General features: G+C 55.1%; 10 protein-coding genes. 2 read left to right on the plus strand and 8 right to left on the minus strand.

Features of this window, described 5'->3' with window-relative positions:
* Positions 1-34: 34 nt before the first annotated feature.
* Both WC600_12880 and WC600_12885 read left to right on the plus strand, forming a co-directional pair.
* Positions 35-1300, plus strand: a complete 1266-nt coding sequence (locus WC600_12880; GenBank protein MFA4903623.1) for a WcaI family glycosyltransferase — start codon at positions 35-37, stop codon at positions 1298-1300.
* Positions 1301-1367: 67 nt separating this feature from the next.
* A complete protein-coding gene (locus WC600_12885; protein MFA4903624.1) occupies positions 1368-2774 on the plus strand; it encodes an undecaprenyl-phosphate glucose phosphotransferase in 1407 nt (468 codons plus the stop codon).
* A 152-nt stretch (positions 2775-2926) separates the two neighbouring features.
* Here WC600_12885 and WC600_12890 read toward each other — a convergent pair whose 3' ends face one another.
* The 8 genes from WC600_12890 to WC600_12925 are packed head-to-tail and all read right to left on the minus strand — an operon-like array spanning position 2927 to position 13031.
* Positions 2927-4498, minus strand: a complete 1572-nt coding sequence (locus tag WC600_12890) for a B12-binding domain-containing radical SAM protein (GenBank protein ID MFA4903625.1) — start codon at positions 4496-4498, stop codon at positions 2927-2929.
* A 19-nt stretch (positions 4499-4517) separates the two neighbouring features.
* Positions 4518-6272, minus strand: a complete 1755-nt coding sequence (locus WC600_12895) for a hypothetical protein (GenBank protein ID MFA4903626.1) — start codon at positions 6270-6272, stop codon at positions 4518-4520.
* Positions 6256-7392, minus strand: coding sequence for a GNAT family N-acetyltransferase (locus tag WC600_12900; GenBank protein ID MFA4903627.1), 1137 nt, complete (start codon positions 7390-7392; stop codon positions 6256-6258). Before WC600_12900 ends, WC600_12895 begins: the two co-directional genes overlap by 17 nt.
* Before the next feature lie 10 nt (positions 7393-7402).
* On the minus strand, positions 7403-8293 hold the full coding sequence (locus WC600_12905; GenBank protein MFA4903628.1) for an efflux RND transporter periplasmic adaptor subunit: 891 nt from the start codon (positions 8291-8293) through the stop codon (positions 7403-7405).
* A gap of 58 nt (positions 8294-8351) precedes the next feature.
* Positions 8352-9833 (minus strand): TolC family protein, encoded by a 1482-nt coding sequence (locus tag WC600_12910; protein MFA4903629.1) that lies wholly within the window; start codon positions 9831-9833, stop codon positions 8352-8354.
* Positions 9830-10537 (minus strand): ABC transporter ATP-binding protein, encoded by a 708-nt coding sequence (locus WC600_12915; protein ID MFA4903630.1) that lies wholly within the window; start codon positions 10535-10537, stop codon positions 9830-9832. The genes WC600_12910 and WC600_12915 overlap by 4 nt, the downstream gene beginning before the upstream one ends.
* Complete coding sequence (locus WC600_12920) at positions 10530-11675, minus strand: ABC transporter permease (GenBank protein ID MFA4903631.1); 1146 nt, start codon at positions 11673-11675, stop codon at positions 10530-10532. The genes WC600_12915 and WC600_12920 overlap by 8 nt, the downstream gene beginning before the upstream one ends.
* 57 nt (positions 11676-11732) lie before the next feature.
* Entirely contained in the window at positions 11733-13031 is a 1299-nt protein-coding gene (locus tag WC600_12925; GenBank protein ID MFA4903632.1) for a pyridoxal phosphate-dependent aminotransferase family protein, read from the minus strand.
* Positions 13032-13056 lie beyond the last annotated feature (25 nt).

Here is a 13056-nt window from a genome sequence, read left to right on the forward strand (position 1 = left end):
TAACCAGGTGATGCGGTCACCCCGCAAAGGTTGAATGATGGGGCTGCGCCTCCTGATTCACGGGATCAATTATGCCCCGGAGTTCGTGGGAATCGGACGTTATACCGGAGAGTTGGGCGCCTGGTTGCAGTCCCGGGGGCACGCGGTCACTGTCCTCACCGCGCCGCCCTATTATCCGTCCTGGCGGGTGCCGCCCGCATACCGTCACCCGGCCTGGCGACGGGAATGGCTGGACGGAGTGGAGGTGTTGCGGGCACCCTTGTATGCTCCCACCCGGGTGACCGGCAAAGGCCGGGTGCTCCATGAACTCTCCTTCGGGGCCAGTTGTCTGCCCTGGTGGCCTGCCCTATGGACCCGGCCTTGGGATGCGGTCCTGGCGGTCTGTCCCCTGCTCCAATCAGGGCTGGTTCCGGCGCTTCTGGCCCGGCGCCGGCAAGTTCCTTTTATCTTTCATGTCCAGGACTTGCAACTGGATGCGGCCCGGGAATTGGCCATTATCCGCCAGCCGCTCCTCCTCGCCTGCCTGGAGCGCCTGGAGCGCTTCCTCTTCACTCGCGCCCAAGCGGTGACCACCATCTCCGGGGCCATGGCAGCCAGAATTATTGATAAGGGGGCGCCACCGGAACGCGTGCATCTCCTGCCCAACTGGGCCGACCTGGAGGACATCAAACCGGGAAACCGCAAAAATACCTTGAGACAGGAATTGGGGTTTAAGGACGAGGTTATAGTCCTCTACGCCGGGAACATGGGAGAGAAACAGGGGCTGGAAGTTATCCTGGAGGCAGCCAGCCTGACCCGCCATAACTCCGGCCTCCGGTATATTTTGGCAGGGGAGGGGGCTGCCCGGAAACGTCTGATGGAGCAAGCCCGGAAATTATCACTTGATCAGGTGCGTTTCTTGCCTTTACAATCGCAGGAGCGGTTTCCTCTTCTGTTGGCCGCAGCCAACATCCATTTGGTGGTTCAGAAGCATAAGGCTTCGGACCTGGTAATGCCCTCTAAACTGGGCAACATTTTGGCCGCAGGTCGACCGTTTATTGCCACGGCCCTGTCGGATACTGAACTTGGCCGGGTTACCCTGGAATCCCAGGCCGGTCTTCTGGTTCCTCCCGAAGCTGCCGGCCCCTTGGCCCAGGCCATCGTGGCCCTGGCCGGGGATAGGGATATCAGGAGAAAAATGGGGATTAAAGCTCGTAATTATGCCGAAGACCGGCTGGGTCGTGATAAAATTATGGCAGCCTGGGAAGATTTGCTTTATGGTCTGGTGCACCAGGCAAAGAATAAGGCTTGTGCAGATTAGACGCTGATGAGATAAGGTAAGGGCGGAAGGTTATCGCCTAAGATGCGGTCAGCCAGGAGAGTCACGAGTGTTGGAGGGGCGAGGCATTTTCAACGAATACCGCTGGATCATCTCCCGGGTGCAGTGGCTCCTGGACGGCATCGTGGTGGTATTGCTGTTGTTCCTCGTCTGCTGGGCCTATGGGGAAACCTTTCGGTTGAGATGGCAAGCGGTTAGCCTGATCACCTTTTTCTTAACCATCATGGTCTTCCGGGCCGCCCAGCTCTATCAACCCTGGCGCGGCGCTAATTTAATGCGCCTGGTGAGCCGGGTGTTTCTGGCTTGGATTGTGATCGCCGCCATCCTCTTGACCCTGGGCTTTCTCACCAAAACTTCTGAACACTTCTCCCGGAAAGTTCTCCTCACCTGGATACCTCTGGTTCCTTTGGCCCTGGTGGTGCTGCGTCTAAAAGTATATTGGGGCTTGCGGTGGCTTCGGCAGCAAGGCCGCAACAGCCGCACTGTGGTCATAGCCGGCGCTGGTGACTTGGGGCGGCGTCTGGCGAAAAATGTGGTGGACACGCCTTGGCTGGGGATGCGCCTCCTGGGGTTTTTCGATGATCGGGTTACGGAGACAATCCACCTGGATCACCACGATTATCCGATGTTGGGCAACCTGGACGACATGATCGGGTTTGTCAAACAGCAAGAGATCGTCATGGTCTACCTGGCACTACCCTTGCGGGCCGAAGACCGCCTCCGGGAAGTGGTGGAGGCCCTTCAGGACACTACCGCCTCGGTCTATTATGTACCGGATGTCTTCATTTTCTCCCTGTTATCGGCCAGCTTCACCGATCTACGCGGCATACCGCTCGTTGCCCTGTGGGAAACTCCATTTTTCGGGGTCAACGGCTGGGTCAAGCGCGCTGAAGACCTGGTGCTTGCCAGCCTGATCCTCATCCTGGTGTCGCCCCTCCTCCTCTTCATCGCCTTGGGGGTAAAGTTGTCGTCGCCTGGTCCCATAATCTTCAAGCAGCGGCGCTACGGCCTGGATGGCCATGAGATCATAGTCTATAAATTCCGCACCATGAAAGTATGTGAAGATGGCCCGGAAATTTGCCAGGCGACCTCGCACGACCACCGGGTGACACCCTTCGGCAAGTTTTTACGCCGCACCAGCTTGGATGAACTGCCCCAGTTTTTCAATGTCGTTAAGGGCACCATGTCTATCGTGGGCCCCAGGCCTCATGCAGTGGCACATAACGAATATTATCGGCGTCTCATTCCGGGGTACATGTTACGGCATAAGGTCCGACCCGGCCTCACCGGCTGGGCCCAAATCAACGGCTGGCGGGGCGAAACGGAAACCCTGGAAAAGATGGAAAAGCGGGTGGAATACGACCTGGATTATCTGCGCCGCTGGTCTCTCTGGTTCGATTTGAAGATTATCCTCCTCACCATCTTTCGAGGCTTTAAAGACAGTCACGCCTATTGAGCTTCAATCTCACTCGCGTAAGGACCTCACCCCGGCCAGGCTACTCCCCTCACTATCAAAAAATTAGTGAACCTCCAGGTGGCGTGGAAGCCAACTAATCCAGTGTATTGGCAATCGCTGGAGAAAGGCCCCTGCACCGGGCTTCTGACCGACTAGGTCCGTCTGCTCCATTTTAAGAGAATCGTTTTCCTCAGGTCGAAGAGGTTTTCACCTAAGGCGCAGACCATGATGTATGACACCATTCGACTGGGGTTCTGCCGGTAAATTCCCTGGAGCTGTCTCCAGAACTGCCATCGGTAAGCCGGCCAAATCCCTTGACGCCAGATGAGCTTTATCAGGGTAAATAATTTTGTTATCGTTACCCTGAGGGCGACAGGGGGACTTTGAGACGACTGGGTTTTAAAGATCGTCTTCGGTTGGCCTTGAGATGCCAGGACTCGCCGGGTTGGCCGCATGTTGAGGAAGTAACGGTAAGTGCGCGCGAGGTAAGCGGTAGGTTCATACAAGCGATCAATACCCCGGACGAATTCTGCCAGGATCTCTTCTCGAGGGCGGGTGGGCAGGTAGTTGAACCCCATACCACAGGTATCACCGCTGGTCTGGCCGTGGAGCAATCGGCCTTCTTTTTCCAGACGCTCCCACAACCTGGTGTGGGGGAGCGGTTCCAGGATATTTAACATCACTAAGGGGATGGCATATTCCTCCACAAACCGGGTGATGCGATCTATAGTGCCGCTCTGTTCCCCATCAAAACCAATGATGAAGCTGCCGACCAGGTTGAGCCCATTGGCGTTGATCGTGGCCAGGGACTCCCCCAGGGGATTGCGCAAATTTTGATATTTCCCGGCCGCGCGCAAAATGTCCGGTTCCGGGGTCTCCACCCCTAAAAAGACGAAAGCGAAGTTGGCCGCAGTCAAAAGGTCGATCATCTCTTGGTCCTGTCCAAGATTCACCGAAGTTTGGGTCCAGAAACCAAAAGGCTCCCCGTGTTCCTGCATCCAGGGAATCAGTCGTTTCAAGATAGCCCGGGCATGATCCTTGTTGCCGATAAAATTATCATCACTAAAAAAGACTTGTCTGCGCCAACCCAGGCGGTAGAGGGTTTCCAGTTCGGCAATGACTTGGTCGGGATCTTTATAACGGGGGATGCGGCCGTAAAGGCTGACGATGTCGCAGAATTCGCAATCAAAGGGGCAGCCCCGGCAGGTTTGGATTCCCAATATGGCATAGTCGTCAAACCTGATCAGGTCAAAGCGGGGTATTGGGGAACTGGTCATCTCCGGCCTTTGTGCCGCTTCGATCACTACTCCAGGGGTCCCTTGCTCCAGGGCTGCCAACAGGCTATGAATGAGGTTTTCCGCTTCCCCCCGGACCAGAAAATCTGCTCCCGCGTCCAGCACCTCTTGGGAGAGGGAGGTAGCATAGGGACCTCCCACCACCACAGTTTTGCCCCGGTCTTTGGCCTCCCGTACCAGGCTGAGAATACCCTCGCCCTGAATTATCATGCCGCTAATCATCACCAGGTCGGCCCATTGCCAGTCATCAGCCGTTAAGGTGCGAACGTTTAAGTCCGCCAAACGGAAATTCCAGGTCTCCGGCAACAGAGCCGCCACGGTCAAGAGCCCCAGGGGCGGCAACAAGGTCTCGTGGCTGCCAAGCTTACAGGTTTCGGCCATGGACCAGAAAGAAGGCAAAAACGTGGGTTGGATAAGAAGAACCTTCATATTTTCCTGTTTTCACGAATTAGTTTTGCGTGTGGGAGTTATGGTTTTGGGTCAACCAATGGCGCATATCAATAACGCGGATATGCTGATCTACGGGAAAGCTAATGAATTTGGGGTCGGAAAGCAAGGCAAAATTGTGGCGATCGGCCGTTAGCTGCTGGATTTGCTCATCAAACGGGGCAAAAAAGGGAACCCGATCCTGCTCTGCCAGACCCCGGGAGGTTCCCGGGACATAAGGTCTGTCATAAGGAAAGAGAAAGTCGCCGCCCTTCAAGAAGGCTGGGGAAAAATGACGATCATCGACGATAAGAAAAGCAATGCCGTACTTCCGGCAAAAGTCCACCACCACCTGGGGATCGGCGGCATAATAGGCCTGAAAGAAATCATGCAGGCGAGGGTTGAGCCTGGCCCAGTAACCCCGGCTCCAGGGGTGGGCCAGTTCATAGGTGGCAAAGGCCCGGCGCCGGGCAAAGGTGGGAATGGTGTCCATCAGATTGGGATGGCCCGCAATGAGGGCATCCTTGGGGGTGGAGGCCATGGCGTCATAAAGGGCGCGGTAGGCCGAGTAATCTTTGAGCCCGACCCCTTCCAGGCGCCAGGCGCCCAGGCTGGCGGCCGCCACCAAGGCCAGAACTGCCAGATAGCGGGGCCAGCGCTCCACCTGGAGCGCCGCTTGTAGCCCCAAGGCCAAGAACAGGCAATAAAAAAGGTTCAAAGTATATATGAGGTAACGGTCGGGGAGGAATAACTGTAGCAGGAAGAGCCGAGCCAGGAAATAAAGGACCAGGGAGGCAAGGCACAGATACCAGGCGGGTTTGAGGCGTTGCCACAAGGAGCGCCAATCCCGCCGCCCCGCTCCTACCACCGTCAGGGCCAACAGTGCCACACAGACTAGGCCGCCAGCCACCGGGCCCCATTCCCGGAATGGCGGAATGAATTCCCAGGGACTGACGAGTTCCCATAGGAGCGAGGGTTCTGGCAAGATGCGGTAACGTCCATGCGCGTAAAACTCGGGGTGGTGGACCATCTCCCGGGCCCATACAAGAGGGCCGTAACCGTCGGTGCCGAACTGAAGATTCATGGCGAAAACTAGTGCAGCTCCCAGGCCCAGGATCACAAAGTGGGCTGCTGAAGCCGGGAAAGGCGGGGGACTGTCTTTGCCAAAACGCGCCAGGAGACAGGCCAGCAGCACCGCCGGCGCTGAGACCATGAATATGTAAGGGATGAAAAGGGCCTGAAGCATGAGTGCCGTGCCCATAACTCCGGGTTGCTCCTCCTGCCAGCCCAGCCAGAATAGGGCCAGGAGCGGTGCAGCGAAGGCGCGAGCCAAGCCTCCCGCCAGGTTGTCCAGGAAGAAGGGCATCAGCCAGTAGACGGCCACCATCATCCAACCCAGGCGGCGTCCCGCCAGGCCAGTCCCGATCTTAAAGAGACAAACGGCCAGGCAGATGAACAGTATTCCCGGGAGAATTTTGGCAAAGTAAAGCGGTGGCACCCCCCAGGAGGCCACCCAATAGAGGCCCTTTACTCCCCAGGGGACGTATTGCCGGGCATAGCCGGTGAGGAAGTCGCTCACAAATAGGGCCGGGTCCTGCCACTGCTGCATCCAATAGATTTGCTGGCGAACATCATCATTGATAATGTAAGGATTGGTTAGAGCGGGGAAGTGCGCCAGAATAAAGATGACCCCGGACATCAGGGCCACTGCCAGTTCGGGCCATGGGGCCGTGGTCCGCCCGGCCTGGTGATCTGAAGCTTCAGATGGGTTTTTCAAAGACGCGGAAGACCTTATAACGCTCGCCGCCAAGGGCCATGATAACCTTGATCCAGTGTTTGAGATTGGCCGGGACCAAGGAAAAGTCGGCCATCTCACAGGGAGTATATTTCACCAGATGAATATAGCCACGCAAAATCAGGGCAATATGCAGTCGTCGACGCTGGTAAGGTTGACTGATCCCCACTACGAGGGCCCTGATCTTGTGGACTGGCCGATACTTAGCCCAGTAAAGGAGACGGAGTTTGCCCCAAAGAGTGAGACGTCCATTTAATTTGCGGATGAGTGGATTGAGGTCTGGCAAACTAATGCCAAAACCTGCGACACGGTTATGGTCCAGAAGCACGTGGGCCATTTCTGGCCGCAAGCATGGCTTGACCAGTTCCAGCATTTCATCGAACTGTCGCCGGGTCAGTGGCACATGGCCCCAATTGGGTTCCCAGGCCTCGTTGAACAAGTGAAAGACTTCATCGGCCCGCCTGTCAACCTCTTTCGGATTATAGGTCACGACCTCTATATCTTGTCCACGCATAATGTTAGCATACTGGCGTTCCATCGCCTCCAGGTCAACATTCCGGTTGGTGATCTTGTAGGCATGCCAGTCCATGGCCGGGACAAACCCTACCGAGGTCAAGAGGCCCTCGTAATAAGGGGGATTATGGGTCTGAAAGAGGACCGGCATGGAGTCAAACCCCTCCACCAGCAACCCCATCTCATCATAGATGCTAAAGTTCAACGGTCCGACCAGATGGGTTTTGCCTCGCTCGCGCAGCCAGTCAGCCGCCGCGTCGAAGAGGCGCCTAGCCACATCCTGGTCCTGGATGGACTCGAAGAACCCGAAAAAACCAGTTTCAAGTCCGTGATACTGGTCATGAAGCCGATTAACGTGGGCGGACAGACGACCCACGGGCTTACCGTTTTGAAAGGCTATAAAGTACTGGGCCTCGCCGATTTCAAAGAAAGGCCCGCGCTGAGGGTCCAGAAACGCGCGCTGCTGAGACAGAATAGGGGGCACCCAGAATGGGTCCCCCTGATAGATCCGCCAGGGCAGGCGGAGAAATTCCCATAAGGCCGCGTTATCTTCAACGGGAGAAACCGTAATCTCCCCGGTTAACCTCATCAATAGGCCTCTATTTGGATTTGTGCAGGACGATGCGAGCTTTCAGACCTTCTTTCAGGGCCAGATCAGGGTTGGGAACCGTTAACTCAACCTCATAGTAGGCCGGCTGATCTATGCTAGGGGTACCGCTAGCAATGGGAGACCACGATATACGGCTCACCTTGGCCTGAAATTTTCGTCCCGGCAAGGAGTCCAGGGTCACCTCGGCCTGATCCCCGACCTTGATTTGGAGTGCCTCAATTTCAAAAGCCTGGCCTCGCACCAGCATAGGGTTCATAACCCCCACTTGAAAGGCGGCCGGCAGAGGGGGAAGTTCAGCATTAACTCGGACTTCAGGATTAACCCAGATGATATTGCCGCTTATGGGTGCCTTCAGGGCTACTTCCCGAGGAACCTGGCCGGACTTTACGGAACTGCCCAGCAAACGACTCAAGATCTCCCGGTCTTGCTGGGCCAGTTCGCGGTCTTTTTGCAGCTTCTCCTGGAGAGTTGTCTTTTGTTTCTCGGCAAATTGCACTTCCCGATTGGACTGGGCCAAGCTCTGGGCGGGGGCTAACTGTTTCTGGACCAACTGAGAAAGTTCCTGTTGTTTGGATTTTAACGGAACCAGCCCCCGATCCACTTCGGCCAGTTTGGTCTCCATTTCGGGAATTTGCGGCGGCGAGAGACGCTGTTGAATCATCAGGCGCGATTCCGGAGCCAGTTGATAGGTCGCCAGGATTTGGCCTGCTTCAACCAGTTGTCCGGAGTGCACCCGCAGGGATGTAATGATCCCCTTAAAGGGCAGATCGACTTGCCGTCTCAGGGAACAGGACAATTTCCCGTTGAAGATTATGTCGGACTCCCCGGGGGTGGGAGCGGGGGGAGGCGGGGCAACCGCTTTTTCAGCGGCATAACTCACCCCTAAGCTCCCAAAAAATAGGATGACGGCTAAAGCCCAGCCCCCCACTCCCCACCACTTACTTCTGCCAAGAGTTTGCATCAACATAGGTATTGCCTAAGTCTCCCGAAAGTTCTCGGAGTTTCAAAACCGCCAAGTCATACCCCATGTTTGCGCCCAATGTTTCCTTTTGGGCTGCTATAACCTGCTTACGACTTTCTAAGGAAACCGGCAGGGTGACCTCTCCTGATTGATAACGGACTTCATTCTGGTTAGCCTTGAGCCGGGCCAATTCTTCCCTGGATTGGGCTATCTTAAGGGCCACGCTGCTCGCTTGAATAACATCCGTTTCAGTTAACCATTTGCTCTCAAGAGAATTCTCCTTCTCTTCTTTGATGGCATCAACCTGTTTCAAGACGGCTTTTTGGCGGGAGATGTTGCGGATCCGTTTGAATCCATCCCACACCGGGATCTCGAGTCCGAAGGCTACGTAAAGGCCATTCCCGGTGGTTGCATTTAAGGGATCGGGAGTCTGGGTGCTGAACAGAAGGTTGGGGATCACCTGGGCCTTGGCCAACAGGATCTTATAGCCCTGAAGTTTCTTTTGGATATCTACAACCTTAATGTCATAAGAGCTTTTCTTGGCTTGCTCCAAATTAGCGGTGGCCGGATTGAAGTTGCCCAGCACCTGATGCCGAATGTCTCGCAAATCGGGACTGAACTCCGCAGCAGGGGGCAACCCCAAAAAAAGCTTCAAGCCAGCCAAAGTTCGTTTCTCGGATAGGTCGATTTGTTCAAGCTCGTTCTGAGACAATAGCAATTCTTGCTGGGCTACCTTGGCTTCCAGGGAAGTGCCCGTTCCGATGCTCAAGCGGTTTTCTGCAAAGGTGAGAATCTCTCGGTTCAGACTAATTAACGCTTTCTGATAGACTTTTTGCCTCTTGAAATTGTCCAGATTGAGATAATACCGGCCCAGGTTCTCTATACCCTTAGAAATACCTTGGAGATGACCCAAAATTGCCATTTGTGTGGCCAACTTTTGAGCCTGGAGGCTGTAGTAAGTGCCAAACGGATTATATGGATCCATCGAGAAACTGAGGCTATAAGGCCTGGAACCTGTATTTTCAGGGCGATTGACATAATACAATGTGCGGAACGTCAGAGGAGGAACCATTCCATAGCGGCTGTCGGTTTCGTCCATCCGCCTGATGTCAATTTCCACGGAACTCTTGGTAAAAGCAGGAGATTGGTTTATGGCGATCCTGACGCTATCATCAAAAGTCAATGATTTTAACGAGGTCAGAACCTGGCTATCTGGTTTCAGTTCGGCACCCAGGACCGGCCCGCACCACGTTATCACGCCGGTAGCCGCGACCAATAGCACGGTTATTACAATACAGACTTTGGCGATGATTACGGCGATCCAGGGGCTGAACTCAGGGAGGATGTGGCGGTGACCCCGTACCGTTGCAACAGGGTTAGCCATAGCGTTCAGAGAACGAGCACCATTGCCGGCTATGGTGACGACAAGCCATCGAGGTTTCCAGAAAAGCTGTCTCATTGTTCATAAAGTGCGCCGTCTCGTATTGAGCAAATCCGGGTGCATCTGGCTGCCATCTCGGGATCATGGGTGACCACTATCATGGCGGTCTTGCCGTCACTGACAATTTCCCCAAAATGATCCATAACCTGGTGACCATGGGTGCGATCCAGCTGACCGGTGGGTTCGTCAGCGAGGATGACCTGGGGTTGGTTGACCAGGGCTCGGGCCACTGCCACCCTTTGGCGTTCACCTCCGGAAAGGCGATTGGAGGAGTGATGCATCCGGTGTCCCAGATTTACCCGTTCCAGGGCGGCGATAATTCGTTCGGGACGATCTTTCCGCTCAACTCCGGCATAGATCAGGGGGAATTCCAGATTCTCAAAGACAGTGGAGTTTTCCAAGAGATCGCAGCTCTGAAAGACAAACCCGACGCGGTTGCGGCGAAATTCTGCCTGGGCGGTGCGATCCAGGCCGAACACATCTTGCCCCCCCAAAAAATATGAGCCGCTGCTGGGAAAGAGAAAAATGCCGAGAATAAAAAGCAGGGTGGATTTCCCGGACCCCGAAGGACCCATGACCGCCACGATTTCTCCGGGGTAAACCGTTAGATTGATGTCGCGGAGCACATAGATCAGATCGATCCCGTTGTCATAGGTTTTACACAGGTCGGCCACTCGAATCAAGGCGCCGTTACCCTGTGAGGCAGGGGCTAACTTATTCATAGCGAATGGCAGTTACCACTTCCATGCGGCTGGCTCGGAGGGAAGGATAGAGACCGGCTCCCACGCCAATCAAAACTGCGAACAGAAAAGCCAGGGTCACTCCGAATAAGAAAAGATCTTCCGGTGGGCGACTTCCGATAATATAACTCAAGACTTCCATCAAGATGCGCCCTAACCCGGCCCCCAAAAGGGCCGCCGCACCGCTCAAACAAAGGGCCTCGGAGAGGAATTGCGCCATAATGTCCCGATCTTCAGCCCCCATGGCCTTTTTTAACCCGATTTCCCGGGTACGGGAAGTCACCGCGGCCATCATGACGTTCCAGATGCCGACGCCTCCCAGAAGGAAAGTAGCGCCAGTCGCCAGGTAAATCAAAAACTCGATCCACCATGCCAGCTGCTGCACCCGTTTCAATGCTTCCCACGCCACTTCGACGTGAAGTTCTTCGGGTGATTGACAAGATTTCACGATGCCGGGAATCGCTGCCGCTACCGTGGCCACATCATCCCAGGTGTTGCAACGAACATAGGCGCGATCGGCCAGCAGCCTACCAGCCAACCGATCTTCGGCGGTGGTTATGGGGAGGATCACAGAGTTAGCCAAAGTGCTGTCGGTGACTCCTCCCAATACTCCTTCTATCAGGAAAATCTCCTGGTTAATCTCCAGCGTTTTCCCTCTGACATGGGTGTCACCGAAAATCCTCTTGGCCAGTTCCTCTCCTAAAACACACTCCCGTTTGCGCTCAGTCACGGCATCGAGGCCGAACAGTCTTCCTGTGAGTGGCCAGAAATTGCGAACCTGCCAAAAAGCCCCATCCACCGCAACGGCGCTGAAGCCAAATTTCTCGCCATGCCAGTTGGTTCGGGCAAACTTGGCGGAAGTCAACGTCAATTCTTTGACCCCATCCAGGCCTTTGAGGGCGGACATGGTCTGATCGCGAAACCATTGGGGCCGGTAAGACCGGGCATTATCGAAAGAAATTCTAATGATGTTGACCCCGCCAATCAGGTCTAGATTTTCATTAAAATTTCTCTTGACCTCCCGGGTCATGGTGACAATATTCAGAAACCCGGCAACGCCCAAGGCTATAGCCAGCACCACCCCCATATAGCGGCGGCGATGACGAACCACTTGGCGCACACTAACCCGCATGAGGTCATTAAGCCTCAAGAGACGCGACCTCCGACATTACAGTAATTACTCCCCCAGCATGCTGACTGCTGTGCCATTGGTACTGGGATAGGTAGTGGAAAAACCGCTCTCCTCCAGGAAAGAATCGCCATGTGTCAAGTCACAAGCCCGGATACGGTGTTTCTTAGCTAATTTTTCCAAGACATCCAGGACATAGCTAATCTGGCTTTCCTTGTGAGTGCTCATATAAGCGGTACGGATCACAGCTTGCCCACGGGGGACTGCGGGATAGATGGCAGGCAGAGCAAAAACGCCATGGTCAAACATATCGCGGGCGAATAGCGCCGCTTTTTCCTCTGCCCCGATGTAAATAGGAATAATGGGGGATTTAGAGTTCTTAGTGATCAGGCCGATCTCCCGGTATCCAGCGTGAACATTCCGAGTAATGTCCCAGAGGCGCGTGACCCGGTCCGGGTCCTCCTCCAGGATATCCAGACAGGCTATTACCGTCGCGGTATTGCTGGCCGGAAGCGCCGCAGAAAAAATGAGCGGCTTGGAATGGTGGCGCAGATACTCCAGCACGGCATCGTCATCCGCGGCAATGAAACCGCCGATGGACGCCAGGGCCTTGCTGAAAGTGCCCATGATAAAGTCAACTCCGGAGGTGAGCCCAAAATGATCGGCCGTCCCCCGTCCTCCGCGGCCCATCACCCCTAATCCATGGGCATCATCCAGATACACGAGCAAGTCTGTATGGTTCTTTTTCAAAGCCACTAACTCGTCCAGAGGTGCCAGGTCCCCCGACATACTGAACACCCCTTCAGTGACCAGAAACAAGCACCCGTTAGCGCTTTTTTGGCGGGCCGCCGCCAACTTGCGGGCCGCCGCCGCCGCATCGTTGTGAGCAAAGGGGATCAGCCGGGCGCGTGAGGCCTGGCACCCCTCAAAGATGCTGGCGTGATTTTCACGGTCGCAAACGATGATATCTTGGGGTGTCAACAAACAGGCTATGGACCCAAGATTGGTAGTAAAGCCGGTGGCGTGGACCACAGCTTTTTTCTTGCCCACAAAGGCGGCTAAACGATTCTCAAGGGTCTCGTGCAAGGTCAAGTTGCCGCATAGGAATCGGGATCCCCCGGGGCCACTGCCCCACCGACTCGCAGCCTTGGCGCCTGCTTCCATTACTCTGGGATCATGAGTAAATCCCAGGTAATCATTGGACCCAATCATAATCAGACGCCGGCCTGACACCTCCACTTCCGTGCCCCAAGATCGGTCTATGGGCCGGAAATAAGGGTAAAACCCTTGTTCCTTGGCGTCTTGGACCATAAGAGCAAAAGGTTGGCAGCGGTTTCTAAGTGTCATAAAGGTATTCTACCCCCTCCCCCTC

It is taken from the genome of Desulfobaccales bacterium (assembly GCA_041648175.1).
Lineage (GTDB): Bacteria > Desulfobacterota > Desulfobaccia > Desulfobaccales > 0-14-0-80-60-11 > 0-14-0-80-60-11.